25 protein-coding genes and 2 pseudogenes are annotated in these 26,762 nt (G+C 67.4%); 10 read left to right on the plus strand and 17 right to left on the minus strand.

What is annotated here, in order from left to right:
- The coding region (locus tag JSE7799_RS05860; protein WP_503089880.1) for a transposase family protein at nucleotides 1-550 on the minus strand (550 nt) is incomplete at its 3' end.
- A 90-nt stretch (nucleotides 551-640) separates the two neighbouring features.
- Here JSE7799_RS05860 and JSE7799_RS05865 point away from each other — a divergent pair.
- From JSE7799_RS05865 to JSE7799_RS21960, 3 genes and pseudogenes are all read left to right on the plus strand, one after another.
- Nucleotides 641-1,036: pseudogene (locus JSE7799_RS05865) on the plus strand (SDR family NAD(P)-dependent oxidoreductase); the annotation flags it as partial.
- Entirely contained in the window at nucleotides 1,033-1,914 is an 882-nt protein-coding gene (locus tag JSE7799_RS05870) for a 2-dehydro-3-deoxygalactonokinase (RefSeq protein ID WP_055662794.1), read from the plus strand. The pseudogene JSE7799_RS05865 and the gene JSE7799_RS05870, both read left to right, overlap by 4 nt.
- Nucleotides 1,911-2,039 (plus strand): annotated as a pseudogene (locus tag JSE7799_RS21960) (2-dehydro-3-deoxy-6-phosphogalactonate aldolase); the annotation flags it as partial. The gene JSE7799_RS05870 and the pseudogene JSE7799_RS21960, both read left to right, overlap by 4 nt.
- A 593-nt stretch (nucleotides 2,040-2,632) precedes the next feature.
- On the opposite strand, the gene JSE7799_RS05880 reads toward JSE7799_RS21960, so the two are convergent.
- The 7 genes from JSE7799_RS05880 to JSE7799_RS05910 form a co-directional block, all read right to left on the minus strand.
- Nucleotides 2,633-3,061 carry a F0F1 ATP synthase subunit epsilon gene (locus JSE7799_RS05880; protein ID WP_055662796.1) on the minus strand — a complete coding sequence of 143 codons (429 nt, stop codon included), beginning with the start codon at nucleotides 3,059-3,061 and terminating at the stop codon, nucleotides 2,633-2,635.
- Entirely contained in the window at nucleotides 3,061-4,482 is a 1,422-nt protein-coding gene (gene atpD, locus JSE7799_RS05885) for a F0F1 ATP synthase subunit beta (RefSeq protein ID WP_055662797.1), read from the minus strand. Before atpD ends, JSE7799_RS05880 begins: the two co-directional genes overlap by 1 nt.
- 43 nt (nucleotides 4,483-4,525) lie before the next feature.
- Nucleotides 4,526-5,398, minus strand: coding sequence for a F0F1 ATP synthase subunit gamma (locus JSE7799_RS05890; RefSeq protein ID WP_055662798.1), 873 nt, complete (start codon nucleotides 5,396-5,398; stop codon nucleotides 4,526-4,528).
- A gap of 9 nt (nucleotides 5,399-5,407) precedes the next feature.
- Nucleotides 5,408-6,946 (minus strand): F0F1 ATP synthase subunit alpha, encoded by a 1,539-nt coding sequence (gene atpA / locus JSE7799_RS05895; protein WP_055662799.1) that lies wholly within the window; start codon nucleotides 6,944-6,946, stop codon nucleotides 5,408-5,410.
- Nucleotides 6,946-7,506: a F0F1 ATP synthase subunit delta gene (locus JSE7799_RS05900; protein ID WP_306455397.1), complete on the minus strand. Its 561-nt coding sequence runs from the start codon at nucleotides 7,504-7,506 to the stop codon at nucleotides 6,946-6,948. The genes atpA and JSE7799_RS05900 overlap by 1 nt, the downstream gene beginning before the upstream one ends.
- Before the next feature lie 234 nt (nucleotides 7,507-7,740).
- Nucleotides 7,741-8,169 (minus strand): ferritin-like domain-containing protein, encoded by a 429-nt coding sequence (locus tag JSE7799_RS05905; RefSeq protein WP_055662801.1) that lies wholly within the window; start codon nucleotides 8,167-8,169, stop codon nucleotides 7,741-7,743.
- Nucleotides 8,170-8,275: 106 nt separating this feature from the next.
- Nucleotides 8,276-9,073, minus strand: a complete 798-nt coding sequence (locus JSE7799_RS05910; RefSeq protein ID WP_055662802.1) for a class I SAM-dependent methyltransferase — start codon at nucleotides 9,071-9,073, stop codon at nucleotides 8,276-8,278.
- Nucleotides 9,074-9,129: 56 nt separating this feature from the next.
- Between JSE7799_RS05910 and gloB the strand changes: the two genes are divergently transcribed.
- Both gloB and clpA read left to right on the plus strand, forming a co-directional pair.
- Nucleotides 9,130-9,903, plus strand: a complete 774-nt coding sequence (gene gloB / locus JSE7799_RS05915; RefSeq protein WP_055662814.1) for a hydroxyacylglutathione hydrolase — start codon at nucleotides 9,130-9,132, stop codon at nucleotides 9,901-9,903.
- A gap of 151 nt (nucleotides 9,904-10,054) precedes the next feature.
- On the plus strand, nucleotides 10,055-12,391 hold the full coding sequence (clpA, locus tag JSE7799_RS05920; RefSeq protein ID WP_055662803.1) for an ATP-dependent Clp protease ATP-binding subunit ClpA: 2,337 nt from the start codon (nucleotides 10,055-10,057) through the stop codon (nucleotides 12,389-12,391).
- Between the two features lie 406 nt (nucleotides 12,392-12,797).
- On the opposite strand, the gene JSE7799_RS21280 is transcribed toward clpA, so the two are convergent.
- Entirely contained in the window at nucleotides 12,798-13,133 is a 336-nt protein-coding gene (locus JSE7799_RS21280) for a rhodanese-like domain-containing protein (protein WP_222101715.1), read from the minus strand.
- Between the two features lie 60 nt (nucleotides 13,134-13,193).
- Between JSE7799_RS21280 and JSE7799_RS05925 the strand changes: the two genes are divergently transcribed.
- Complete coding sequence (locus tag JSE7799_RS05925) at nucleotides 13,194-13,931, plus strand: SDR family NAD(P)-dependent oxidoreductase (RefSeq protein WP_055662804.1); 738 nt, start codon at nucleotides 13,194-13,196, stop codon at nucleotides 13,929-13,931.
- 75 nt (nucleotides 13,932-14,006) lie between these two features.
- Here the strand turns inward: JSE7799_RS05925 and JSE7799_RS05930 are convergent, their stop codons facing one another.
- From JSE7799_RS05930 to fsa, 3 genes are all read right to left on the minus strand, one after another.
- A complete protein-coding gene (locus tag JSE7799_RS05930) occupies nucleotides 14,007-14,933 on the minus strand; it encodes a tyrosine recombinase XerC (protein ID WP_055662805.1) in 927 nt (308 codons plus the stop codon).
- Between the two features lies 1 nt (nucleotide 14,934).
- Nucleotides 14,935-15,633, minus strand: a complete 699-nt coding sequence (locus JSE7799_RS05935) for a DUF484 family protein (protein WP_055662806.1) — start codon at nucleotides 15,631-15,633, stop codon at nucleotides 14,935-14,937.
- Between the two features lie 156 nt (nucleotides 15,634-15,789).
- Nucleotides 15,790-16,443, minus strand: coding sequence for a fructose-6-phosphate aldolase (gene fsa / locus JSE7799_RS05940; RefSeq protein ID WP_055662807.1), 654 nt, complete (start codon nucleotides 16,441-16,443; stop codon nucleotides 15,790-15,792).
- 132 nt (nucleotides 16,444-16,575) lie between these two features.
- Between fsa and JSE7799_RS05945 the strand changes: the two genes are divergently transcribed.
- The 3 genes from JSE7799_RS05945 (at nucleotide 16,576) to JSE7799_RS05955 (ending at nucleotide 20,867) form a co-directional block, all read left to right on the plus strand.
- Nucleotides 16,576-18,768: a primosomal protein N' gene (locus JSE7799_RS05945; RefSeq protein ID WP_055662815.1), complete on the plus strand. Its 2,193-nt coding sequence runs from the start codon at nucleotides 16,576-16,578 to the stop codon at nucleotides 18,766-18,768.
- Nucleotides 18,769-18,876: 108 nt separating this feature from the next.
- The gene (hisC, locus tag JSE7799_RS05950) at nucleotides 18,877-19,959 is read left to right on the plus strand and encodes a histidinol-phosphate transaminase (RefSeq protein WP_055662808.1); all 1,083 of its coding nucleotides are present in this window, start codon (nucleotides 18,877-18,879) and stop codon (nucleotides 19,957-19,959) included.
- Nucleotides 19,956-20,867, plus strand: coding sequence for a prephenate/arogenate dehydrogenase family protein (locus JSE7799_RS05955; RefSeq protein WP_055662816.1), 912 nt, complete (start codon nucleotides 19,956-19,958; stop codon nucleotides 20,865-20,867). The genes hisC and JSE7799_RS05955 overlap by 4 nt, the downstream gene beginning before the upstream one ends.
- 121 nt (nucleotides 20,868-20,988) lie before the next feature.
- Here JSE7799_RS05955 and JSE7799_RS05960 read toward each other — a convergent pair whose 3' ends face one another.
- The 3 genes from JSE7799_RS05960 to JSE7799_RS05970 all read right to left on the minus strand — a co-directional run bounded on the left by JSE7799_RS05960 (nucleotide 20,989) and on the right by JSE7799_RS05970 (nucleotide 24,920).
- Nucleotides 20,989-23,049, minus strand: a complete 2,061-nt coding sequence (locus JSE7799_RS05960) for a peptidoglycan -binding protein (RefSeq protein WP_055662809.1) — start codon at nucleotides 23,047-23,049, stop codon at nucleotides 20,989-20,991.
- Nucleotide 23,050: 1 nt separating this feature from the next.
- Complete coding sequence (locus JSE7799_RS05965; protein ID WP_055662810.1) at nucleotides 23,051-24,262, minus strand: hypothetical protein; 1,212 nt, start codon at nucleotides 24,260-24,262, stop codon at nucleotides 23,051-23,053.
- A 100-nt stretch (nucleotides 24,263-24,362) separates the two neighbouring features.
- Complete coding sequence (locus JSE7799_RS05970) at nucleotides 24,363-24,920, minus strand: gamma-glutamylcyclotransferase (RefSeq protein ID WP_055662811.1); 558 nt, start codon at nucleotides 24,918-24,920, stop codon at nucleotides 24,363-24,365.
- Nucleotides 24,921-24,987: 67 nt separating this feature from the next.
- On the opposite strand from JSE7799_RS05970, the gene JSE7799_RS05975 reads away from it, so the two are divergent.
- Nucleotides 24,988-25,953, plus strand: coding sequence for a DUF2125 domain-containing protein (locus JSE7799_RS05975; RefSeq protein ID WP_055662812.1), 966 nt, complete (start codon nucleotides 24,988-24,990; stop codon nucleotides 25,951-25,953).
- Here JSE7799_RS05975 and JSE7799_RS05980 read toward each other — a convergent pair.
- Nucleotides 25,948-26,457, minus strand: a complete 510-nt coding sequence (locus JSE7799_RS05980) for a hypothetical protein (RefSeq protein WP_055662813.1) — start codon at nucleotides 26,455-26,457, stop codon at nucleotides 25,948-25,950. The two genes, JSE7799_RS05975 and JSE7799_RS05980, sit on opposite strands and share 6 nt — an antisense overlap.
- Nucleotides 26,458-26,587: 130 nt before the next feature.
- Nucleotides 26,588-26,731, minus strand: coding sequence for an integrase core domain-containing protein (locus JSE7799_RS22270; protein ID WP_370736646.1), 144 nt, complete (start codon nucleotides 26,729-26,731; stop codon nucleotides 26,588-26,590).
- Nucleotides 26,732-26,762 lie beyond the last annotated feature (31 nt).

Consider the following 26,762-nt stretch of genomic DNA (forward strand, 5'->3'; position numbering starts at 1 on the left):
TCATGCGGATCGCGAAGGGGATCTCCTGCTCGACGAGAAAAGTGAACCATTCCTGACCGATGAACTCGCGATCCGCCAGCAGCATCCGAACGGTTGAGGCGTCGAAATACGCGAGATACCGCTTCATCAGCGCGATGCGCTGAGCGGTCGTGCTGTTGCCGGAATGCGGGAGCATGGTCCACATCAACGGGACACGGAACCTGGCCGTGATGACGGCCAACACGAGGACGTTAACGTCGGTCTTGCCGATCTTCCAGTTGGTGCGGTCAAGACACAGATGCCAAGGGCGAGGGTTGCCGAGCAGCGAGATCACGATGCCCACGCTCCAATCCTCGGGCAGGCACACGTGTTGGAAGAAGCGTTGCAGACGGCGATAGGTCGATGCAACCATGGCGCGACTTGGCCGCTCGCTCGCGATATGCGTCAGGTTCACCGTTCGGGCGCTGATCATGCCAAGCAGGATCATGCAGAGCGTCTCGAGCCGTGACTTGCCCAACGGCACATGCGGAGTTAGCGTTTTCTGGAGATCGGCGAGAGCACGGATATTCAAGGGACCGTTCCTTTGGCGAGGTCGAGTCCACCAGAAGAATCTCTCTTGCCGGTCTCGGCCACCCCAAAAAACGGCTGTGTCGTGTAGCCTGCCTGTCAACACGCGATCCGGGGCATGAAGGCGGCCGACGGGGGCCATATCGTCAACTTCTCCTCGATCTCCTACATGATGGGGAATGCGGGCTACGCGATCTACACGGCCGCGAACGGGGCGATCACCGCGATGACGCGGTCGCTCGCGCGGGAGTTCGGACCCGACGGCATCCGGGTGAACGCGCTCGCGCCGGGCTGGGTGCTGACGCAGAAGCAGCTCGACATGTGGGCCACGCCCGAGGACCTCGCCGCGCATCTCGACCGGCAATGCCTCAAGGACCACCTCAAGCCCGAGGACATGGTCGGCCCCACCCTGTTCCTCGCCTCCGATGCGTCGCGGATGATGACCGGACAGGCGGTGGTGGTCGATGGCGGCGTGGTGGTCACGGGATGAGCGGCTGGATCGCGGTCGACTGGGGCACCACCACGCTCCGCGCGACGCGGATGGACGGCGCGCGGGCGGGCGAGACGCGCGAAAGCGGCGACGGCATGAACGGCCTTTCGCCGGAGGCGTTCGAGCCGCGCCTCCTCGACCTCGCGGGCGACTGGATCGACGGGCCGACCGAAATCGTCGTCTGCGGCATGGCCGGTGCGCGGCAGGGCTGGGCCGAGGCGCCGTATCGCGCGGTCCCCTGCCCGCCCGTCGCGGCGCCGCTGACGGTGGCGCGGTCCGCCGATCCGCGCCTGTCGGTCCGCATCGTGCCGGGCCTCAGCCAGCGCGCGCCGCATCCCGACGTGATGCGCGGAGAGGAGACGCAGATCGCCGGGATCCTGCGCGAGGTGCCGGAATTCGACGGCGTGGCCTGCCTGCCGGGGACGCATGCCAAATGGGCGCATGTCTCCGCCGGCGAGGTGGTCAGCTTCCGCACGGCGATGACGGGCGAGATCTTCGGTCTGCTGTCGCGGTCTTCGGTCCTGCGCCATTCGCTGGGCGGCAACGACTGGCAGGAGGCCGCCTTCCTCGAGGCCGTCTCCGACGCGCTCGCCCGGCCCGAGGCGCTGAGCGCGCGGCTCTTCGAGATCCGGGCCGCCGACCTTCTGGAGGAGCAGGACCCGGCGATCGGGCGCAGCCGCCTGTCGGGCCTTCTGATCGGGGCGGAGCTTGCGGCGACGAAGCCCTGGTGGCTGGGCCGCGACGTGATCGTGACTGGCGCCCCGGCCCTGTCGCAGGCCTATGCCGCCGCACTGCGCTCCGTCGGCCTCGCCCCGCGCATCCTTTCCGCCGCCGAGATGACACTCGCCGGCCTCAAGACCGCAAAGGACCTGCCATGACCCCCGCACCCCGCCCCCTGATCGCCATCCTGCGCGGCATCCCCCCCAACGAAGCCCTCCCCGCCTGCAAAGCCCTCATCGCCGCAGGAATAACAACAATCGAAGTCCCCCTGAACTCACCGGAGCGGCAGAGCATTGAAGCCTGCGGAATCGAGCCTCTCAAGCGCTCGAAACAGAAATTTCGCGTTCCTGCAAAAGCTATGTTTAGGCATTGGATCATATGGAAGCGAACCTCGCGATGTGAACACTTCGCTTTCGTCTTCAACCGCTCCTAGCCGGATTGGCCAATCGCCGAGTCGTAAATAAGACTCGTGATCTTGGGAAGCTCTCCTCTGTTCTTCTTTTCACGGCGACCGAACACCCGCGCCCGCCTGTCGAGGAGAATTGACCTCCAGCGGAATCCATCCGCGCCCGCTGACGCGCTCCAATCCCGTTGGTCATGTCGCACAACCCTTTCGGTGAAGCTGTCGCGCAACCACTCCAACTGAAGCTCGGGATCGCCCTTCTGCGCATGACGAAGGCTAAGCGCTAAGCGTTCTTCGCGGACCCATCTGTAGGCACCAAGCGCCCGACCTACCGGACGCCAAACAGGAAACAGGGTTTTTCACATGTGCTCCTGTGACCGCCCGTCCGTTCCAAAAGGATTGAGGAGCAAGGCGTACAAAATAAGAAGGCCCCGGAAAATTTCCGGGACCTTCCTTCGCCAGTGCAAGATGGATCAGAGGTTCGGCTGCTTCGGATCCAAGCCGATATGCCCGCCGATCGCTACCATGTCTGAGAGAAGCTTGGCTGCGGAATCGAGTGCGCCGTCGGCTTCTTCGCCTGTCCGGCCGCGCGCCTCCTCATGGGCAAGATGCGCCTCGGCGACCCAGTCGTCGAAAACCTCCTGCGTCATCTCCGACGTCGCGATCGCACGCTCGGCCAGAACGGTGACGTCGGCACCAATCTCGGCAAAGCCGCCCGTGATGGCGTAACTCTCTTCGCCCAAGGCGGTCTCGACAACGAGGATCCCGGGGCGAAGCGAGGTGACGGCCGGCGCGTGGTCGGCCATCGCGGTGAGATCCCCGTCCGCGCCGGGGATGCGGACGGCCCGCGCATCGTCAACCGATGCAAGCCGCCGCTCGGGGGAGACGAGTTCGAACCGCATCAGGCTGCCTCGGCCGCCATTTTCTCGGCTTTCGCCTTCACGTCGTCGATCCCGCCGACCATGTAGAACGCGCCTTCGGGCAGGTGATCGTATTCCCCCTCGACGACGGCCTTGAACGACGAGATCGTGTCCTCCAGCGAGACCTGAACGCCGGGCGAGCCGGTGAAGACCTCTGCCACGTCGAAGGGCTGCGACAGGAACCGCTGGATCTTGCGGGCCCGGGCGACGGTCAGCTTGTCCTCTTCGGAAAGCTCGTCCATCCCGAGGATCGCGATGATGTCCTGCAGCGACTTGTAGCGCTGCAGCACGCCCTGCACGTCACGGGCGACCTGGTAATGCTCCTCGCCGATGACGGCCGGGTCGAGCAGACGCGACGTCGAGTCGAGCGGATCCACCGCCGGATAGATGCCCAGCTCCGAGATCGCGCGCGACAGAACGGTCGTGGCGTCGAGGTGGGCGAAGGACGTGGCCGGCGCGGGGTCGGTCAGGTCGTCCGCGGGCACATAGATCGCCTGCACCGAGGTGATCGAGCCGCGCGTGGTCGACGTGATCCGCTCCTGCATGGCGCCCATGTCGGTGGCCAGCGTCGGCTGGTAGCCAACCGCCGAGGGGATGCGGCCCAGAAGCGCCGAAACCTCGGAGCCCGCCTGCGTGAAGCGGAAGATGTTGTCGACGAAGAACAGAACGTCGGTACCGGACGCATCGCGGAACTGCTCGGCCATGGTCAGGCCCGACAGCGCGACGCGCATCCGCGCACCCGGCGGCTCGTTCATCTGGCCGTAGACCAGCGCCACCTTGGACTTCGTCAGGTCGTCGGCGTTGATGACGCCGGACTCGATGAATTCGTAGTAGAGGTCGTTGCCCTCGCGCGTCCGCTCGCCCACGCCGGCGAAGACCGAGTAGCCCGAGTGCACCTTGGCGATGTTGTTGATCAGTTCCTGAATCAGAACCGTCTTGCCCACGCCGGCACCGCCGAACAGGCCGATCTTGCCGCCCTTGGCGTAGGGGGCCAGCAAGTCGATGACCTTGATCCCGGTGACGAGGATCTCGGACGTCGTCGCCTGAGCCGCGAAATCGGGCGCTTCGTTGTGGATCGAGCGATATTCCTCGGCGTTGATCGGACCCTTCTCGTCCACCGGATCGCCGACGACGTTCATGATCCGGCCGAGCGTCGCATCGCCCACGGGAACCGAGATCGGCTTGCCGGTATCGGTCACCTCCTGACCGCGGACGAGACCTTCGGTCGAATCCATGGCGATGGTGCGGACGGTGTTCTCGCCCAGATGCTGCGCCACCTCGAGGACAAGGCGGTTGCCCGAATTGTCGGTCGTGAGCGCGTTGAGAATCTCGGGCAGGTCGCCTTCGAAGCGCACGTCCACGACGGCGCCGATGACCTGTGTGATTTTGCCGGTATTGGCCATGTCGTGTCTCTCCGGTTTCAGGGCGCGCGGGCGCCCGCGTTGGTCAGAGCGCCTCGGCGCCCGAAATGATCTCGATCAGCTCGTTCGTGATGACGGCCTGGCGGGAGCGGTTGTACTCGATCGTCAGCTTGTCGATCATGTCGCCCGCATTGCGCGTAGCGTTGTCCATCGCCGACATGCGCGCGCCCTGTTCCGAGGCCGCGTTCTCCAGCAGGGCCGCGAAGATCTGCGTGGCCACGCCCCGAGGCAGCAGGTCGGCCAGGATCTCTTCCTCGCCCGGCTCATAGTCATAGAGCGTGGACCCGCCTTCCTCCGGCGCGTCGAACTTGGCGGGCACGATCTGCTGTGCGGTCGGGTCCTGCGAGATGACCGAGTTGAACTTGGCGAAGAAGATCGTCGCCACGTCGAACTCACCCGCATCGAACCGCTTCAGCACGTCGGCCGCGATCGCGGCCGCATCGCCATAGCCCAGACGCTTCACGCCCGACAGGTCGATATGATCGATGAAGAGATCGGAATAATTCCGCTTCATCGACTCCCGGCCCTTCTTGCCGACGGTGATGACCTTCACCGTCTTGCCGTCTCCACGCAGACGATCCGCATGGGCCTTCGCGAGCTTGGCGATGTTCGCGTTGAACCCGCCGCAGAGGCCGCGCTCCGCGGTCATCACGACCAGCAGATGCGTCTTGTCCGCCCCCGTCCCCGCCAGAAGGCGAGGCGCGCTTTCACTCCCCTCGACCGACGCGGCCAGCGCACCGACCACGGCGTTGAACCGCTCCGTGTAGGGGCGCGCGGCCTCGGCCGCGTCCTGAGCCCGACGCAACTTGGCCGCGGCGACCATCTGCATCGCCTTGGTGATCTTGCGGGTCGATTTGACCGACGCGATCCGGTTCTTGAGATCCTTGAGGTTCGGCATGTGACCCCCTCAGCCGAAGCTCTTGGCGTAATCGTCGATCGCCGCTTTGATCTTCTCCTCGGCTTCGCCCTTCACCTTGGGATCTTTCTCGGTGATGAAGTCCAGCACATCCTTCGCCGGGCCACGCAGATGGCGGAGCAGACCCTCTTCCCAGCGGCCGACGTCGCGGATGGCCACCTTGTCGAGATAGCCGTTCGTGCCGGCATAGATGACGCAGACGATCTCGGCGTTGGTCAGCGGCGAATATTGCGGCTGCTTCATCAGCTCGGTCAGACGCGCGCCGCGGTTCAGAAGGCGCTGCGTCGACGCGTCGAGGTCGGAGCCGAACTGCGCAAAGGCAGCCATCTCGCGGTACTGCGCAAGCGACAGCTTCACCGGACCCGCGACGGATTTCATCGCGTTCGTCTGCGCCGAAGATCCCACCCGCGACACCGACAGACCGGTGTTCACGGCGGGACGGATGCCCTGGTAGAACAGTTCCGTCTCAAGGAAGATCTGGCCGTCGGTGATCGAGATCACGTTTGTCGGAATGAACGCGGAGACGTCGCCGCCCTGCGTTTCGATGATCGGCAGCGCCGTCAGCGACCCGGCGCCGTTATCCTCGTTGAGCTTCGCCGACCGCTCAAGCAGGCGCGAGTGGAGGTAGAACACGTCGCCCGGATAGGCTTCGCGCCCGGGCGGACGGCGCAGCAGCAGCGACATCTGGCGGTAGGCCACGGCCTGCTTGGACAGGTCGTCATAGACGATCAGCGCGTGACGGCCGTTGTCGCGGAAATATTCCGCCATGGCGGTCGCGGCGTAGGGCGCGAGGAACTGCATCGGCGCCGGGTCCGAGGCGGTGGCGGCCACGACGATGGAATAGTCGATGGCGCCGGTCTGCTCCAGCCGCTTCACAAGCTGGGCCACGGTGGACCGCTTCTGCCCGACGGCGACGTAGATGCAGTAGAGCTTCTTCGACTCATCGTCGCCGGCGGCGTCGTTGTAGCTCTTCTGGTTGAGGATCGCGTCGAGCGCCACGGCGGTCTTGCCGGTCTGACGGTCGCCGATGATCAGTTCGCGCTGGCCACGCCCGATCGGGATCATGGCGTCGACGGCCTTGAGACCGGTCGCCATCGGCTCGTGCACGGATTTGCGCGGGATGATGCCCGGCGCCTTCACGTCGGCCACACGCCGCTCCGCCGCATCGATCGGCCCCTTGCCGTCGAGCGGGTTGCCCAGCGCGTCGACCACACGGCCCAGAAGACCGTTGCCCGCGGGCACGTCCACGATGGAGTTCGTGCGCTTGACGAGATCGCCTTCCTTGATGCCCCCGTCGGGACCGAAGACCACGACGCCGACATTGTCGCTCTCGAGGTTGAGGGCCATGCCCTGGATGCCGCCCGGGAACTCGACCATCTCGCCGGCCTTGACGTTGTCGAGACCGTAGACCCGCGCGATGCCGTCACCGACGCTCAGCACGTGGCCCACCTCGGCCACCTCGGCCTCCTGACCGAAGTTCTTGATCTGATCCTTCAGGATCGCCGAAATCTCAGCCGCCTGGATCGCCATTACCGGACCTCTTTCATCGTGTTCTGGAGCGCGTCGAGCTTCGCGCGAATGCTGGTATCGATCATCTGGGAGCCGACCCTGACCACGAGTCCGCCGATCAGGGCGTCATCCACGGTCACGTCGAGCTTGACGTCGCGGCCGGTCGCCTTCGTGAGCGAAGCGGCAAGATCCTTGGACTGCGCCTCGGTCAGGGACGTCGCGGTGCGAACCTTCGCGGTCACCTCGCCCTTCTCCTCGGAAATCATGTCCTTGAGAACGGCGATCATGTTCGGCACCACAAACAGCCGCCGCTTGGACGCCATCAACTGGAGCGTATTCGTCAACACACTGCCGAGCGCCATCTTTTCGGCGATCGCGGCGAGCGCACGGCCTTGGTCGGCCCGCGTGACGACCGGAGACACGAGGACGTCACGCAACTCGGGCGACACCTTCAAGGCCTCGTCGAGCGCGGAAACATCCGCCTCCAGCTTTTCCAGATCGCCGGCATCCCGGCTCAAATCGAAGACCGCCAGCGCATAGCGCGTGGCAATCCCGGTCGAAATCGAAGCTGGTTCGGACACGTCCACCCTTTCGACAGTCTCTTGGATCGTCCGGACAGCCCGCACGAATCCCCCTCAGATCATGGTCCGGAGGGACCCGATCACAAAATCGCGCACCCTCTAGCAGAGGGGTTCGGACCCTGCAACCGCCGCAGGGACCCTCTCGACCGTTACCTGATAAACATCCAAAGGCCGCGATCCCGGCAGGAGCCGCGGCCTTTTGCCGCCAAGTGGCGGCCAGGACAGCACGAAAAGTCAGGCGGCCTTGCGTGCCTCGACCTTCGTGATCGCGGCCTGCACCGCCGTACGCTGCGATTGCAGCATCGCGGAATCAGCACCCGACGCCGCCTCGATCGCGGTGTCGTACTTGTCGAGAAGGTGCTTCTCGCCGCGTGCGATCTCTTCGAGAATGGCATCGTCGCCTGCGCCGGTCACGCGATCCTTCAGGTTGGTGAAGACGCGGTGCGCCGAGGCGAGAATGGACCCGTCCTCCTCCAGATCCTCGCCATGCGCCGAAAGCGCGGTACGCAGATCCGCGGCGAACATCGCCCGCTCGCGCTCCAGATCGATGAGCATGGCCTTGATGTCGCCCTCATCGGCGCGCTGATGGCTTTCATGGTAGCCGTCGCGGCTGTCGACGAGGGTGGTGTGCAGGTCCTTGAGGGCTTTGACTGCGTCGGTCATTTCGTTTCCTATTCGTATTTGCAGGTCTTCAGGGTCGGAAACGATCCGCCGGGGCGCGTTGTTCCAACGCCGCCTCCGATGGGCGCGAGTGCCGGACATCAGAACTTCAGGTGCGGAATCCCCGCTCCGGCTGCCTGCCGATCCGGTCTTCGATCCAGCCGTTCCGCCCCGCCACCGGCTCCGGAACACCCTCGAGCACGCGCAGCGGCCGGCGGACCCGCTCGGCGAGGCCCGCGGGCGGACGGGCGGGCACCTTCTTGGACACTTCGAGCAAAATCACGCCGCCACCGCCCGACCGCGACAGGCGCTGACCCAGCCGCTCCAGCAGGCCGCTTGCGCGCAGCCAGAACTTGTGCGTCGATGGCGGCGAAAAGAGCGCCGCGCCATGCCGCTCCGGCACCAATCCGGCCCGCTTCACCTGCGCCTCGAGCTGGCCCAGCGAATAGGGCCGCCCGAAGCCGAACGGCGTCCGGTCACGCCGCGCCCACAAGCCGGAGCGGTTGGGCACGATGAACACCGCCCGCCCGCCAGGCCCAAGAACGCGCGAACATTCCTCCAAGACCGCGGTCGGGTTCTCCGACGTCTCGAACCCGTGCAGAAGGACGAGCTTGTCCACCACGCCCGTATCCAGCGGCCAGAGCGTCTCCTCGGCCAGAACGCTGACATTCTCCATTCCCGCAGGCCAGTGCATGACGCCCTGCGGCGCGGGCATCAGCCCGATCACCCGGCGCGCATCCGCGAGATAAGGACGCAGAAGCGGCACCGCGAAACCGAAGCCTGCCACCGTCTGCCCCTTGGCCTCGGGCCACATCGCCAGCAACCGGTTGCGCACCGCCCTCTGTGCCGTGCGCCCAAGGCGGGTACGGTAATAGAAGTGGCGCAGATCGTGGACGTCGAGATGCATTGGCCATTGCCCCGGAGCGGATCGGTGCCATGCTAACGGCCAAAGCGGAGAATGCCATGACCTCTCGATCCCCCGTCGTCGACAGCCTCGTCACCGTCCCCTGCCTGTCGGACAATTACGCCTATCTGTTCCGGAGCGGAGACGCCGTCGCGGTCGTCGACGTCCCCGAAGCCGGGCCGATCCAGCGCGCGCTGGCGGAGCGGGGTTGGCGGCTGACGGACATCCTCCTGACGCATCACCACGACGACCACGTCCAGGGCGTGGCCGAACTGGTCGAGGCGACCGGCGCGCGGGTTCTGGGCGCCGCGGCCGACGCGCACCGCCTGCCGCCCCTCGACGAGGCGCTCGCCCCCGGCGACACGGTCCGCGTGGGCGAGGCCGAAGGCCGCGTCATCGACGTGTCCGGCCATACGAACGGGCATATCGGGTTCCTTTTCGACGGCGTGGCCTTCACGGGCGACAGCCTGATGTCCGCCGGCTGCGGTCGCCTCTTCGAGGGAACACCGGAGCAGATGCACGAAAGCCTCGCCCAGTTCGCCGACCTGCCCGACGACACGCTCGTCGCGTCGGGGCACGAATATACGTTGACGAATCTCCGCTTTGCCCGCTCTCTTGAACCCGACCGGGCGGCCCTTATTTCTAGGGAGGCCGAAGTGGAACGGCGCCGTGCGGAGGGTGAGCCTTCCGTTCCGTCCACGATGGCCATCGAGCGAAACACCAACCCGTTCCTTCGCGCCCATGCCCCCGAACTCAAGGCCGCGACGGATACGACCGGACAATCGGATGTGGCGACCTTCGCGGCAACGCGTCGCGCACGAGATGCCTTCTGATGCGGCGGAGACGCCGTTTCCGGGTCGACACCAGGTCACGCTTCGGTGGGATGGTGGAGAAAAGGGTTGAAGCGGAACACGCGACAACCAAAACTTAATAAAACGCGGTGCACGATCCCGTGAAACCGCCGGCAGGTCCAAGGAGAACACCATGCCTTCGTTCTCGAATACCCTCGAACAGGCGATCCACGGCGCTCTGGCGCAGGCGAATGCCCGACGCCACGAACTCGCCACGCTGGAGCATCTGCTGCTGGTGCTGATCGACGAGCCCGATGCGGCCCGCGTGATGCAGGCCTGCGGCGTCGACCTCAACGAACTGCGCCAGACGGTGGAGGAGTTCATCGAGGACGATCTTTCCACCCTCGTCACCGAGGTGGAGGGGTCCGAAGCCGTGCCCACAGCGGCCTTCCAGCGCGTCATCCAGCGTGCCGCCATTCACGTGCAATCCTCCGGCCGTACCGAGGTGACGGGCGCCAATGTCCTCGTCGCGATCTTCGCCGAGCGCGAGTCGAACGCGGCCTATTTCCTGCAGGAGCAGGACATGACCCGCTACGACGCGGTGAACTTCATCGCCCACGGTGTCGCCAAGGATCCCGAATTCGGCGAGCCCCGGCCCGTGCAGGGTGCGCAGGAGGAAGGGGAGGGCTTCGAATCCGAAGCCGGGGCCGGACCGAACCCGTCCGAGAACCGGGAATCGGCACTGGCCAAGTACACCGTCGACCTCAACCGCAAGTCGGCCAAGGGCGATATCGACCCGCTGATCGGACGCGAGCTTGAGGTGGAGCGTGCGATTCAGGTCCTGTGCCGCCGCCGCAAGAACAACCCGCTGCTGGTCGGCGATCCCGGCGTCGGCAAGACCGCCATCGCCGAGGGTCTTGCCCGCAAGATCGTTCAGGGCGATGTGCCGGCCGTGTTGTCGGGTGCCACGATCTACTCGCTCGACATGGGCGCGCTGCTCGCGGGCACGCGCTATCGCGGTGACTTCGAGGAGCGGCTCAAGGCCGTCGTCACGGAGCTTGAGGAGCATCCGGACGCCGTACTCTTCATCGACGAGATCCACACGGTGATCGGCGCCGGCGCAACATCGGGTGGCGCGATGGACGCGTCCAACCTGCTGAAGCCGGCGCTCGCCGGCGGCAAGCTGCGGACCATGGGATCGACCACCTACAAGGAGTTCCGTCAGCACTTCGAGAAGGATCGCGCGCTCAGCCGCCGGTTCCAGAAGATCGACGTCAACGAGCCGTCGGTCGAGGACACGGTCAAGATCCTCAAGGGTGTGAAGACCTATTTCGAGGATCACCACGCGATCAAGTACACCGCCGACGCCATCAAGACGGCCGTGGAGCTTTCGGCGCGCTACATCAACGACCGCAAGCTGCCCGACAAGGCGATCGACGTGATTGACGAGGCGGGTGCCGCGCAGGCGCTGGTCGCCGAATCGAAGCGCCGCAAGACCATCGGCACCAAGGAGATCGAGGCCGTCGTCGCCAAGATCGCCCGAATTCCGCCGAAGAACGTCTCCAAGGACGATGCGGAGGTGCTGCGCGATCTGGAGGGTTCGCTCAAGCGCGTGGTCTTCGGGCAGGATCCCGCCATCGTCGCGCTGTCCTCGGCCATCAAGCTGGCCCGGGCGGGTCTGCGCGAGCCCGAGAAGCCGATCGGCAACTACCTGTTCGCGGGCCCCACGGGTGTCGGCAAAACCGAGGTCGCCAAGCAGCTCGCCGATACGCTCGGCGTCGAGATGCTGCGCTTCGACATGTCGGAATATATGGAGAAGCACGCCGTCTCGCGCCTGATCGGTGCGCCTCCGGGCTATGTCGGCTTCGATCAAGGCGGCATGCTGACCGATGGCGTGGACCAGCATCCGCATTGCGTGCTGCTGCTCGACGAGATCGAGAAGGCCCACCCGGACGTGTTCAACATCCTGCTGCAGGTGATGGATCACGGCAAGCTGACCGACCATAACGGCCGGGCGGTGGATTTCCGCAACGTCGTCCTGATCATGACGTCGAATGCGGGCGCGTCCGATGCGGCGCGTGCACCGCTAGGCTTCGGTCGCGAACGGCGCGAAGGCGAGGACACGGCCGCGATCGAGCGGACGTTCACGCCGGAGTTCCGCAATCGCCTCGACGCGGTCATCAGCTTCGCGCCGCTGCCGAAGGACACGATCCTGCAGGTGGTCGAGAAGTTCGTCCTCCAGCTAGAGGCGCAACTTCTGGACCGCGGTGTGACGATCGAACTCACCAAGGCCGCGGCCGAATGGATCGCGGAGCGGGGTTACGACGACAAGATGGGTGCGCGGCCACTGGCTCGTGTGATACAGGAACATATCAAAAAGCCTCTGGCGGAGGAACTGCTCTTTGGCAAACTTGCCAAGGGCGGCGTCGTCAAGGTCGGCGTGAAGGCGGGTGCTCTCGACCTGCGGATCGAGAAACCGGGCGCTCCCGCACTCTCGAACCGCAAGCCACCACTCCTGACGGCGGACTGATCCAACACGACGACTGGCCCTGCCGCAGAAATGCGGCGGGGCTTTTTACTGGATCGATTTTACTGGATTACGCTCTTCACCATAGAGATCTCCGGCAAAATTTTCTGATCTCACCGGCTTCCGTCATGGCAGCAACCGTCCAACAAGAGCTATGGCAGTCGGCGCATTTCCTCGATGCCGACGCCTAATGTCGAACGCGCACATTCAAGGTGCCTCCACTCGGTGCGCGGCACTGTGAAGATTCACGCACACATCGCTTCGCCCGAGTCGCGACGCAGCAACGCGACGTAAAATTCCTACGAAGTTACATCCACGGCGATCGGCTGTTTCAGTTGCCATGTTATCAAGACCGAATCGGTCTCTGCAGCCAGCCGCCGCGCCAACGGGACGGTAGCCTTGCCCGCCGTCACCTGGCCTCCATCCTGCCATCGAGATGCACGACCTCGAACCAACATTGGCCACCGTCGCGGCGGGAAGCGCCGACCGCCACACCACCGCGCAATGCAGCACGTATGGGCCCGGGTCCGGCAAAGACTTCGCCCTGACAGGGTGAGGCCGGATCCCGACGAAACTCCAGCATCCTGCGGGGCGCATGGACGGAGCCGGAATTGCCCCCTTCACCCGCTCGCGCAAGCCTCGGATATCGACCGCCACGGCCTCCGCCACAGCGCATGGGGCAGCTCACGTCCCATTCCTCGATCCGGACGCGTGCCTCGGTCATCATCGGTTCGGCTGTCTTCATTCCCTCACGTTGACGCGCCTCGCTTCGGGGTTCAAGCATCGCGTCAAAAGGAGGACGCTCATGGAACGCATCGCACTTATTACGGGTGGCGCTCAGGGGATCGGTCTGGCCTGCGCCGAAGCGCTGGCCGAAGACGGTTGCAAGATCGTGCTGGTCGACATCAAGGAGGATGTCCACAAGGCGGCAGAGCGACTGGGCGGCGCGGGCTATGTCTGCGACATGGGCGATCCGGCGCAGATCGCGGCGCTGTTTGATCGCGTGGAGGCTGAGCATGGCCCCGTCCATACCCTCGTCAACAATGCTGGCATCGCCATCGCGGCCGATTTCCTGGAAATGTCGGAGGCCGATTTCCGCAAGGTGCTCGACATCAACCTCGTGGGCGTCTTCCTCGCCACCCAACGCGCCGCACGCACCATGGTCGCGCAGAAGATCGAGGGCGCAGTTGTCAACATGTCCTCCATCAACGCGCAGGTCGCGATTCCCGCCATTGCGGGCTACTGCGCGTCCAAGGGCGGCGTGATGCAGCTGACCAAAGTCGCGTCGCTGGCCCTCGCGCCGCATAACATCCGGGTCAATGCGGTCGGGCCGGGCTCGATCGACACCGAGATGATGGCCGCGGTCAATGCCGATCCCGCCGCGTTCGAGCGCGCCATGTCGCGCACCCCCCTCAAACGCGCCGGCACCGCGCGCGAGATCGGGGATGTCGTGGCCTTCCTCGCCTCCGACAAGGCCAGTTATGTCACAGGTGAGACGGTTTATGTGGATGGCGGACGGCTCGGGCTGAATTACACGGTGTGAGCTGTCGGAGCGGCGAACCCCGATTTTTTCCACAATGAAACGAACGACTTGCAGCGATTACCCATGGGTAATCGCTCATTTCCCGTGCGGGTGGGCCTTTGTGTAGACGTCCATCAGGTGCACCGTATCGACGGCCGTATAGGCCTGCGTCGTCGACAGGGAGGCATGGCCCAGAAGTTCCTGGATCGCGCGCAGATCGCCCCCCGCCTCCAACAGATGCGTGGCGAAGGAATGGCGCAGCGCGTGCGGCGTGGCGGTCGACGGCAGGCCAAGCTGCATCCGTGCCCGCGCCATGACATCGGCGATCATTCCGGGGTTGAGCGCCCCGCCCCGCGCGCCCCGAAAAAGCGGCCCGTCGGCGTCGAGATCGAAGGGACAGACGGCGATGTAGCGGTCCACCGCCTCGCGCGCGGCGGGAAGAACGGGAACCAAGCGCTCCTTTCCGCCCTTGCCGCGAATCCGCAGCGTATCGGCAAGCGGCGCATCTGCCCCCGTCAGGCCCAGCCCCTCGGAGATACGCAGCCCGCACCCGTAAAGCAGCGTGACGACCGCCAGATCGCGGATCGCGATCCACGGCGTCGGATGCTGCGCCCCCACGTTGTCGAGCACCGCCCGCGCCGCATCCTGCGGCAGCGGGCGGGGAAGCGGCTTGCGGAACTTCGGGGCGCGGACGGACAGGATCGCGGTCGGATCGAACCCCTCCCGCTCGGAGAGCCACCGGACGAACGCCTTGACCGAGGAGAGCCGCCGCGCGACCGACCGCGCGCCAGCCCCCCGCAACCGCTCCGCTGCCAGCCACGCGCGCATGTCGGAGGCGGCGATGCACGCGATCTCGCCGAGGCCCATGGGGCCGCCGCGATGCCCGGCCTGGAAGGCGAGAAACGTGCTCACGTCGCCGACATAGGCCCGCAGCGTGTTGGCCGACGCCCCGTCCAGCGCGCGCATGTGATCCGCCCAAGCGGTCAGCGCATCGCGCGCGCCGGGAGAGAGGTCGAGGCTCACGCTAGCCGAGATGCCGGCGCAGCACCTTCTCGAAGGCCGAGCCGAGGAAGGACAAAAGCTCCGTCCCCTGATTTGCGCGGAACTGATGCGGATCCTCGGCACCGAAGACCAGCATCCCCGGCATCCGGTCCGGTCCCAGATCAAGCGTCAGCAGCGCCTCGGACCGGACCCAGTCCGCCGCTTCGCCGAAGATCTCCTCGGAGGCCGGCGCGCATTGGCGCAGAGTGATGGGCCGCATCGGCACGTCGCGGCCAAGCCTGACGTAATCGGCCACGAACCCCTCGGGAACGGAGACGATCGCGGAATGCGGCGGCGCCTCGGGCGCGGCGCTCTCCAGCACGAGGCGGATGCGGTCGACGCGCACGATCCCGGCCACCGCCTCGATCAGCGTGTCGAGCAGCGACACCATGTCCGGCGTCTCCAGCAGCGCGAGGACGCAGCGGTGGATCTGGTTCGTGCCGGCGAGGTTCTCGTAGGCCGCCGCGATGACGCTGCGATGCGTGTCCTCGAGCTTGTCGAGCCGCGCCTCGAGGCGCGACATCGCGATACCCCGCAGGTCCACAATGTTGCTGCCCATCCGCTGCTCGTTGGCGGAAATGAGGGCGCGCATCAGGTCGCGGTCCTCAAGGATCATGTCGGGGTCGCTCAGGACGCGGTCACGCCAATCCTGCGCCGCGACCAGCGCGGTGTTTTCTGCCATCTGCCTCTGCTCCGGTCTCATGCCGATTGCGGCATGGGTAGCATGGCCGGAGGCGAAGGGAATCCCCCAATCCCGTCCCCGCGCCGGTTTTCGGCCGCAGGTGTGGCACAAGGGTCAGAGGGGCGGCGGGCACGGGCGCCCGCCGCCGCGGATCGCTCAGACGATCTTGATCTTGGCCTCGCTCGCGTCCTTGACGAACTGGTCGAGGCCCGACTGCGTCAGCGGGTGCTTGATCATGTCGTGGATCACTTTCGGGGGCGCGGTGGCCACGTCAGCGCCGATCAGGGCGGCGTCCTTCATGTGGTTGGCCGACCGGATCGAGGCGGCGAGGATCTCCGTCTCGAAATCGTAGTTGTCGTAAATCTCGCGGATGTCGCGGATCAGGTCCATGCCGTCGACGTTGATGTCGTCGAGCCGCCCGATGAACGGCGAGATGAAGCTCGCGCCCGCCTTGGCCGCGAGAATCGCCTGATTGGCCGAGAAGCACAGGGTGACGTTCACCTTCGTGCCCTCCTGCGAGAGGATCTTGCACACCCGCAGACCCGCCCAGGTCAGCGGCACCTTCACACAGACATTCGGCGCGATCGTGGCGAGGTGCTTGCCCTCCTTGAGCATCTGGTCGAACTCGATGGCCACGACCTCGGCGGAAACCGGCCCCTCCACCAGATCGCAGATCTCCTTCGTCGTCTCCAGGATGTCGCGCCCGGACTTGAGGATCAGCGACGGGTTTGTCGTCACGCCATCGACCATGCCCAGTTCGGCAAGCTCGCGGATGGCGTCGATATCGGCGGTGTCTACGAAGAATTTCATGGATGGCCTCTCTGCTGGTTCGCGGCTTTCGCCCTTGGCCGGTATCTAGCCATTCCGCACCGACAGGACCATCCCAAGCATCGCCCGCCGCGCCCTCTGGCACCCGGGCGCCCGAACCCCGATATGGAGCGGATGGCGAAACTCCACCCTCCCGGCGCGCCCGTCGCCGTCCTGACGACCCAGCCGCTCGACCGGCCGCTCGATTACCGCGCGCCCGAGGGGGGCGTGCAGGACGGCGCCTTCGTCGAGGTGCCGCTGGGGCCGCGACGCGTGCTGGGCGTGGTGTGGGGCGATGCGGCAGGCGACTGGCCGGTGGAAAAGCTGCGCCCGGTGGGCCGCGTTCTCGACGTGCCGCCCATGGCCGACGCATTCCGCGCCTTCATCGAGCGCGCGGCGTCCTATACGCTGACCCCCCTGCCCGCGATGCTGCGCCTCGGGCTGCGCTCTCCGGGACTGGGGGCGGAGGCGCCGGGCACGCGGCGGGTCTATGCGCGGGGGCAAGGCGCGCCGGACCGGGCGACGGCGGCGCGCGACAAGGTGCTGGCGGTGCTGCGAGACCGGCCGGACGACCTCTTCGCCGCCTCGGAACTGGCCGATCTCGCCGGCGTATCGGCGGGCGTGGTCAAGGGCCTCGTGGCTTCGGGCGCCGTCGCGGAGCGGGACCTGCCGCGCGATGCTGATTTCCCCGCCCTCGACCCCGACCGGCCGGGCCATCCGCTCGCCGCCGATCAGGAGACGGCGGCCGACGCGCTGCGCGACGCCCTGCGCGGCGGCGGCTACGGCACGACGCTGCTGCGCGGGGTGACGGGCTCGGGCAAAACCGAAGTCTATCTGGAGGCGGTGGCGGAGGCGCTGCGGATGGGGCGTCAGGCGCTGGTCCTGCTGCCGGAGATCGCGCTGTCGGCGGAGTTCCTCACCCGTGTCGAGGCGCGCTTCGGCGCGAAACCGGCGGAATGGCATTCCGGCGTCACCCAGGCCGAACGCCGCCGCACATGGGCCAAGACCGCATCCGGGCAGGCGCGCCTGATTGTCGGCGCACGCTCGGCGCTGTTCCTGCCGTTCCGCGACCTCGGCCTGATCGTCGTCGATGAGGAGCACGACACCTCCTACAAGCAGGAGGACGGCGTGCTTTACTCCGCGCGCGACATGGCGGTGCTGCGCGCCTCCTGCGAGGGGGCGCAGGTCGTGCTGGCCTCCGCGACGCCGTCGCTGGAAAGCTGGGCGAATGCCGAACTGGGCAAGTATCGCCGCCTCGACCTGACGTCGCGGTTCGGGGAGGCGGTCCTGCCGCGACTCACGGCGGTGGACATGCGCGGCGAAGAGGTGCCCGGCGGGCGCTGGATTTCGCCCACCCTGCGCACCGCCATGCAGGCGCGGCTGGCGCGGGGAGAGCAGTCGCTGATCTTCCTCAATCGCCGCGGCTACGCGCCGGTGACGCTGTGCCGGGCCTGCGGCCAACAGGTCGCCTGCCACCAATGTGACGCGCGGATGGTCGAGCACCGTTTCCTCAAGCGCCTCATGTGCCATCAATGCGGCGAGACCGCCCCGATGCCGGAGACCTGCCCCTCCTGTGGCGTGGCGGGCAAGCTGGCCGCCGTCGGGCCGGGGGTGGAGCGGATGGCAGAGGAGGTCACGGCGCTGTTTCCCGAGGCGCGCGTGGCGATCCTGTCGTCGGACCTCTTCGGCTCGGCCCGCGCGCTCAAGGCCAAGGTGGAGGAAATCGCCTCGGGCGGCGCCGACATCATCGTGGGCACGCAGATCGTCGCCAAGGGGCACAATTTCCCGCGCCTGACGCTGGTGGGGGTGATTGACGCCGATCTGGGGCTTCAGGGTTCCGACCTTCGCGCGGCGGAGCGGACGTTCCAGCTCATGCGCCAGGTATCCGGCAGGGCGGGCCGGGCGGATGTGCCGGGCGAGGCGCTCCTGCAGACGTTCCAGCCGGAGCATCCGGTGATCCGCGCGATCCTCGCGGGCGACGAGGAAGGATTCCTGCGCGAGGAGGCCGCGCAGCGCCGCGCGGCGGGCGTGCCGCCCTATGGCCGCATGGCGGGGATCGTGATCTCCGATCCCGATGCCGCCACGGCGTTTGAACTCGGCAACACGCTGGCCCGCCGGGCGGAGGCGCTCGAGGAGATCGGGGCCGAGGTCTACGGCCCCGCCCCCGCACCGATCGCACGGATCCGCGGCCGCCACCGCGTGCGCCTTCTGGTCAAGGCGCCCCGGCAGGCCCCGATCCAGCCGGCGCTCGCGCGCTGGGTGGCGGGGGTGGACGTCCCGCGCTCCTGTCGGCTGAGCATCGACATCGACCCGCAGAGCTTTCTCTGACGCGCCGGACGGTCACCGCGCCTCCCTGACATGCGTCTCGGACGGGAGGGCGGGATTGCCCCTGTCCCGCCCGCTGCGTAGAGAGGCGCGACTTTTTGGAGAGAGCAGATGAACGCCGCGCCGAAGCCGCAACCGGGCATCCTGGACATCGCGCTCTATCAGGGGGGCGCGTCGAAGATTGCGGGGCATGCCAATGTGCTCAAGCTTTCGTCGAACGAAAACCCGCATGGTGCCCCCCTCACCGCGCGGGAGGCCGCGCGCGAAGCCGCGTCGGAGATGCATCTCTATCCCAATACCGACCACGCCTCGCTTCGCGACGCGATCGCCCGGGTGCACGACCTCGATGCGGACCGGATCATCTGCGGCGTGGGCTCGGACGAGATCCTGCACCTTCTGGCGCAGGCCTATGTCGGGCCGGGCGACGAGGTCGTGTACCCGGCGCACGGATTCCTGATCTACCCGATCGTGACGCGCGCCGCCGGCGGCACGCCCGTCGCCGCGCCGGAACGCGACCGCCGCGTGGATGTCGATGCCATGCTTGCCGCCGTGACGGAGCGGACGCGGCTGGTCTATCTGGCCAATCCGGCCAATCCGACCGGCACGATGCTGAACGGCCAGGAGGTCACGCGGTTGGCCGACGGCCTGCCCGATGGCTGCCTCCTGGTCCTCGACGGAGCCTATGCCGAATATGCCGGGGATTTCGACGGCGGCCTGAGCCTCGCGGCAACGCGGGAGAACGTGTTCGCCACGCGGACCTTCTCCAAGATGTATGGGCTGGGCGGTCTGCGCGTGGGCTGGGGCTATGGTGCGCGCGCGGTGATCGACGTGCTCAACCGGCTGCGGGGGCCGTTCAACCTGTCGAACGTGGCGTTGGCGGCGGCCGAGGCGGCGATGCGCGACCGGGAATTCGTCGCGCGCTGCGCCGCCGACAACCGTGCGCAGCGGGCGCGTCTGGTGGCGGGGCTGCGCGATCTCGGGATTGCCTGCGACGCGTCCGAGGCGAATTTCGTTCTGGCGCGCTTTGCCGACGAGGACGAGGCGCTCGATTGCGACGCGGCCCTCAAGACGCGGGGGATCATCGTGCGGCACGTGCCGGCTTACGGCCTGCCGAACTGCCTGCGGATCACCGTGGGCACGGAGGACGGCATGACCCGCCTGCTCAAGGCGCTGACCGCGTGGCGGGGCGCATGATCTACGAACGTGTCGCATTGATCGGGCTGGGCCTGATCGCGGGGTCCATGGGCCTGCGGATGAAGCGCGACGGCCTGGTCGGAGAGGTCGTGGGAACCGCGCGCTCGGCCGAGACGCGGGATGTGGCGGTGGCGCTGGGCCTGTGCGACCGGGTGACGGAGGATGCCGCCGCGGCGGTGGCGGGGGCCGATCTCGTCGTGCTCTGCGTGCCGGTAGGCGCAATGGAGGACGTGGCCGCCGAGATCGGACCGCATCTGGCGCCCGGCACGACGGTCACGGATGTTGGATCGGTCAAGCGCGCGGTCATCGAGGCGGTCGCGCCGCATCTGCCGGCGGGCGTTCATTTCGTCCCCGCGCATCCCTTGGCCGGGACGGAACATTCGGGCCCGCGATCGGGCTTTCCGGAGTTGTTCGAGCGACGCTGGTGCCTGATGACGCCCGGTGCGGAGACCGATCCGGATGCGGTGTCGCGGCTGTCGGACCTGTGGACCGCCATGGGCTCCCGCGTGGACCGGATGGACCCCGATCACCACGACCTCGTCCTCGCGGTGACCAGCCATGCGCCGCACCTGATCGCCTATACGATGGTCGGCGTGGCGGACGATCTGGGCCGGGTGACCGACAGCGAGGTGATCGAATATTCGGCCGCGGGGTTCCGGGATTTCACCCGCATCGCGGCCTCCGACCCGGTGATGTGGCGCGACGTGTTCCTGACCAACAAGGATGCGACGCTGGAGATCCTCGGGCGCTTCACGGAGGAACTCTTCGCGCTGCAACGCGCCATCCGGACCGGCGACGGGGCGATGCTGCACGATTACTTCACGCGCACGCGCGCGATCCGCCGCGGGATCATCGAGGCGGGGCAGGATATCGACGCTCCGGATTTCGGCCGCAGCACGGGACGGTAGGGCGAGCCGCCGCTTTCGTCCGCCCGGACGATCTAACCTGATATGGCGCTAAAGGCGGCATCTGCAGCCCTACGCAACCGGTCCTGCCTTCTGCTTCCGCGATCCCGGACCGGAGCCAGGATTACCGCTCCGTCAGCTTCAGCTCGATGCGCCGGTTGCGTTGGCGGCCCTCTGGCGTGGCGTTCGTCGTGACAGGACGGTATTCGCCGAAGCCCGTCGCGGCCAGGCGCGCGGGCGGCACGCCCAGCTCCTCGATCATGTAGCGCACGACCGACAGGGCGCGGGCCTGGCTCAACTCCCAATTGTCGGCATAGCGGCCGCCGGTGATCGGGATGTCGTCGGTATGCCCGTCCACCCGCAGGACCCAGTCGATCCCTTCGGGAATCTGGTCGGCCACATCGAGGATCACGTCGGCGACCTGCGCGATCTGGGCGCGTCCCTCCGCCTCGAGAGAGACCTCGCCGCGCGGGAACAGCACCTCGGAGGAGAATACGAAGCGGTCGCCGACGATTTCCACCCCCTCGCGCCCGCCCAGCAGGTTGCGCAGCTGGCCGAAGAACTCGGAGCGGTAGCGCGCGAGATCCTGCGCCTCGGCGGCCAGCCGCTCGGCACGGGCCCGCTCCTCGGCGGCAACCTGCGCCAGAGCGGCGTTCAAGCGGTTGCCAAGGTTTTCAAGCTGGACCTGTGCGTCCTCGTCGCGCGCCTGCGCCTCGTCGAGAAGATTCTGTAAGCCGCCCAACTGGGCGCGCAGCTCGGCCACCTGCGCGTTGAGCGCCGTGGCGTTGCGGCGCGCGGTAAGCCGCGCCTCGTCCACCTCGGCCAGTTCGCTTCGCGCCTGCGCCAGCAGGACAGCGTCGCGCTCCGCCGCGCTCATCGCCTCCTGGACCTGCGCCTCGGCGCTCCGCCGTGCGGCCAGCGCGGCGGTCAGCGCGGTGCGCACGTTCTCGGCATCGGCCTGCGCATTGTTGCGCGCGGCCAGCGCGGCCGACAGACGGCGTTCGAGGACCGCGCGGCGCTCATCCTCCGTCTGGTTCGCATCGGTGCGAAGCTCCAGCTCCGTTTCCAGCTCCGCCACGCGCGCGCGCAGGTCGGCCTCGCTGGCCTCGGTCTCGTCGAGGGAGGCCAGCGCGGCGGCGAGATTGGCGCTGGCTTCGGTCCGGCCCGTCTCGGCGGTCTCAAGCTCGGCCACGGCCTGAGCCAGACGGTCGGTCAGATCCTCGCGGGAGGCTTCGGCGGCGGCGAGCAGGGTCAGCGTCTCCTCCGCCTCGCGCCGCTGCTCCTCCAGCGAGAGCGACAGGGCCGTCAGTTCGGCTTGGGAATTTTCGAGCCGGTCGCGCAGGGCCTCGGCGGCGGCGGCCTCGGCCAGCCGTGCGGATTCCGCCTCGCCCAGCGTCTCGTTCACATCGGCCAGCCGCGCGCGCAGGGCTTCGGCGGCGGCGGATTCGGCCAGCCGGGCGGCCTCCTCGGCCTCCAGCGCATCCTGCAACTCGGCAACCCGGGTCTCGATCTCCGCGACCGCGCCCTCCCGGCCCTCCAGCGCGGCGAGCGTCTGGGCCAGCGTCGCCTCCCGCTCCGCCACCTCGGACCGCAGATCGGCCAGAAGCGCCTCGGTGGCTTCGCGCTGCGCGGCGGCAAGCCGGGCGGCCTCCGCCTCGGCATCGATCTCCTCGCGCGCGGAAGCCAGCGCGAGTTGCAGCGCCTCGCGCTCGTCGATCACGCGCGAAAGCTCTCCCTCGGTCGTCTCGAGGCGCCCGGCCAGCGCGCTGCGCTCGCCCTCCGCCGTCTCCAGCGAGGCGGTGAGACGGTCGCGCGCCGCGATCAGGCTGGCCACCTGTTCCTCGAAATCCGCGACGCGTGCCGTCAGCCCCTCGCGCTGTGCCGTGAGCGTGGCGATCATCGCGGCCTGCCCCTCGCGCTGCGCGGTCAGGTCGGCCACGTCCTCCTGCAGGTCCTCCGCACGGCGCCGCTCAAGCCCGAGCGCATCGGCGAGTTGCGACACTTCCAGCCCGAGAGCATCAAGTTCCTCGCCCTGCGTCGAGATCGTCTCCGAGAGGATGAACTGGACGATCATGAAGATCGACAGCACGAACATCAGCACCAGCAGCAGCGCCGTCATCGCATCGACGAAGCCCGGCCAGACATTGGCTGTGAAGCGCTGCCCGCTGCGGCGCGCGAAGGCCATCTCAGACGCCCTCGGCGCCCGCGGTGCCGCCTTGGGCCGACTGCACCTGGCGGTTGAGCTGCCGCAGGGTCCGTGTCAGGGCGCCGATATCGCCACGCAGGTCGTCGAGCGCGATCTGCCGGCCCTGCTGCAATTCCTCGAACACCTTGAGAAGCTGCACGTCGATGGAGCGCAGGCGCATCCGGCTTTCGGCGTCGAGCCCGCCATCGGCACCGCCCTGCCCGGCCAGCACCTCGACGATCCGCTCCTGCCCCTCGGCCACGCGTTCGAGGGAGGCCACGGTGCTGACCGCGTCGTCGGATTCCGCCCGCCGCGCCAGCACGGCGACCGCGTCGCCCAGCGCGCCCATCTTCGTATCGGAGGCCAGCCGCCCGGCCTCGGCCTTGGCAAACATGTCCTGCAGCGTCTCCATCTGGTAATTCATGTGATCGAGAACGGCGGCGAGGGAATATTGGTCGATCGTCTCCTCGCCGGAATCACCCACCAGACCCACGCGGGTGATCGAGCTGAGCCAATCCTCCATCTCGCGGTAGAAGCGGTTCTGACCATGGCCCGCGAACAGCTCCAACAAGCCGACCACCAGCGATCCGGCGAGGCCCAGCAGCGACGAGGCGAAGGCCGTGCCCATCCCGGCGAGTTGATCCTCCAGCCCGCCGATGAGACGGCCGAACACGGCGAGGCCGCCCTCCTCACTCTCGGGATTGAGGCTGCGGATCGTGTCCACCACCGCCGGAACCGTCGTGGCGAGGCCCCAGAACGTGCCCAGAAGCCCCAGAAAGATCAGCGTGTTGACGATGTAGCGCGTGATGTCGCGCGCCTCCTCCATCCGCGCGCCGACCGAATCGAGGATCGAGCGCGAGGAGGAGGCGGAAATCTGGGAGCGGGCGGAGCGCGACCGCAACAGCGCCGCCAGCGGCGCCAGCATCCCCGGCGGGCGCGACAGGTCGGCCGTGCGGCCCCGCTCGGCGAAGTTCTCGATCCAGGTGACCGAGGAGAAAAGCTGGAAAACCTGCGCGAAACAAGCGACCACGCCCAAGACGAACACGCCGATGATCGTGCCGTTGAGCCATGGATTCGCGGTGAAGATCGGCGCGATCCGCGGATAGGCCACGGTCACGCCGCCACCCACGGCGATCAGCACCGTCAGCATGTAGACGATCTGTCGGATCGGTTGCGAGAATTGCGTCTCGTGGGGCGTTGTCTCGGATGCCATTTCGCCTCGGCTTCTTCGGGGCCGCTCAACCGGCCCCCTTATTATGCGGTGCCGAGCCTAGCCATCGCCCCCCGGCCCGGCAAGGATGGCGGCCTTCGGCTCAGGCCGTGGCGAGAATCTGTTGCACACGGGCGACCAGAGCGTCGAGATCGGCATCCGGGATGTCGCGCGCCTGCAGCCCTTCGGCCGTGCGGCTGAGATATTCGTGGTTGGGGCCGCGTCCGCCGATCGCGCGGGCGATGATGCCGGCCTGCTCCTCGACGGTGAGGTCGGGGACATATTGCTGATGCGCCACGTCGATGACGTAGGCCAGCGAACGCAGGCTCTCGCCATGCTCGCAGAGCAGCGTCACCTCCTGCTCGTAATAGGCCGAGGAGATCAGCTCCCTCTCGCGCAGGGCGACGAGGGCGGCCTCGGGGTCGGCGGCGCGGATCGCAAGGCCCGCGCAGCTCGCGCCCTCATGCGGCTCCAGCGCCAGAACGAGGCCGGGATCGGCCTCACAGCCGCGGTGGTGAATCGACCACATGCAGAAGCTGCGCCGGAAGCCCGTGAGCGTGGCGCGGCGGATCTCGGCCACCTCGATGCCGGGGTTCCACACGAGCGAGCCATAGCCGAACACCCACAGGTCGTCGCCGTTCTTATGGGTGATGAGGGTCATGCGCGCTCCCTTCCGTCCGGATCGCCGCGCAGATAAAGGGAGTGGAGCCAAACCGGAAGGGGGCGTGATGGCGCGCTTGCTGTTCATCGTGACGCTGCTGGCGGCCGTCTTGTGGTCCGCGTGGTGGTTTTCGGGGCGTGCGGCGCTGCTGCGCGGGATCGAGAGGGGCATCGCCGAGATGCGTGCCGAGGGGTGGGATATCGGTTACGCCGACCTGTCGGTCCGGGGCTTTCCGAACCGGTTCGACACGAATGTCGATGCGCCCTCGGTGACCTCGCCCGACGGGGCCTTTGCGGTGGACGCACCGTTCGTGCAGGTCTTCGCGCTGAGCTATCGGCCGCAGCAGATCATTGCGGTGGCGCCGCCGACCATGGTGCTGCGCGGGCCGTTCGGGTTGGTGGACGTGAATGCGGGCGATCTGCGCGCGTCGGCGACGCTGTCTCTGTCGATACCGCCGGAGCCCGAGCGCGCGACGCTGGTGGGCGAGGACGTCACCGTCACGACGGGCGCAATCGGCGTCACGATCCCGGCGATGCAGATCGCCACACGCCGAGCGGAGGCGCAGCCCGATGGCTGGGACCTGGCGGCGTCGTTCGGCGGGATCGAGATGTCGGCGATGCTGCACACGTTGCTCGATCCGGGCGAGGTGCTGCCGGCAACGGTGCAGCGCGTTTTGGTGGATGCGACGCTGGTCCTGCCGGAGGGGCGCGGGCTGACGGCGCTGGAGCTGCGGGACGCGGCGCTGGTCTGGGGCGACATGCGCGTCAATCTCGCCGGATCGCTGGAGATCGGGCGGGACGGCGTGCCGGAAGGGGCGCTCACCCTCGACCTGCGCGGATGGGAGACGGCCCTGACCTATGCCGAGAGCCTCGACGTGGTGCCGCCGGCGCGGGTGCCGCTGATCCGTGCGGGACTTCGGGGGATGGCGGCCGATGACGGCCGGGTCAGTGCGGAGCTGGTTCTGAGCGGCGGTCAGATGCGGCTGGGCGCGATCCCGCTGGGGCCTGCGCCGCGGCTTGGGCCGCCGTCATGACAGGCGCGGACGCCAGACGCGGCGGATGTCGGGCGGGTCGCATCGGCTGACCCCGCGGGACGGGCCCGGCATTTCGGACTGAACCACGTCCGCGACACAATCGGCCACATCTGGGTCGAGCGGTCTGCCCGCATCGAGCGCTGCGCCGCCCCCGAAGGCCGACAGATCGAGGATCACGACGCGCGTCAGACCGCGCGGCGAAATGTGTGCGATGGAGACCACGCCCGCCCCGCCGTCGCAGGCCAGCCCGCAAAGTGCGCGCAGGTCGGATAATCCGTCGAGATTTTGCCACCTTCGCAGCGCAACGACCTGCATTCCCGCACCTTCGGCCCGGGGCGCACGCGGCAGCGAAGCGGGCCGCGTGAAGATCGCCGAGGCCAGATGTGCGGCGCCGTCGCCGCTGACGTGCAGGTTCGTCGGCACGACCGGCGTGAAGGCCCGAACCGAGAGCGCGCCTGACCCGAGGACGAAGGCGAACAGGATGACAAGACGGACACGGCGCATGATCGGAAATTTGGGTGGACAAGGCGCGGCGTCAATGAGGGGTGCGGACGGTCGGGACAGCCTGTTGATTATGACCTGAGCCCCGACTCTCCTCCGGCCATTCGGAGAATCCACGGGTTGATTTTTGGGGCTACGCCGCACGGATTTCCAGCCCCTTCTTTGCCATGAACTCGACCGGCGGGATGTTCCCGAGGCCGGAATGCGGGCGGCGGTGGTTGTAGTCGTGCTGCCAGTCCTGGATCTTCTGCCGCGCCTCGTCGAGCGTCGTGAACAGGTTTCGTTCAACAGCTCGTCCCGGAACCGCC

The organism is Jannaschia seosinensis (genome assembly GCF_001408515.1).
GTDB lineage: Bacteria > Pseudomonadota > Alphaproteobacteria > Rhodobacterales > Rhodobacteraceae > Jannaschia > Jannaschia seosinensis.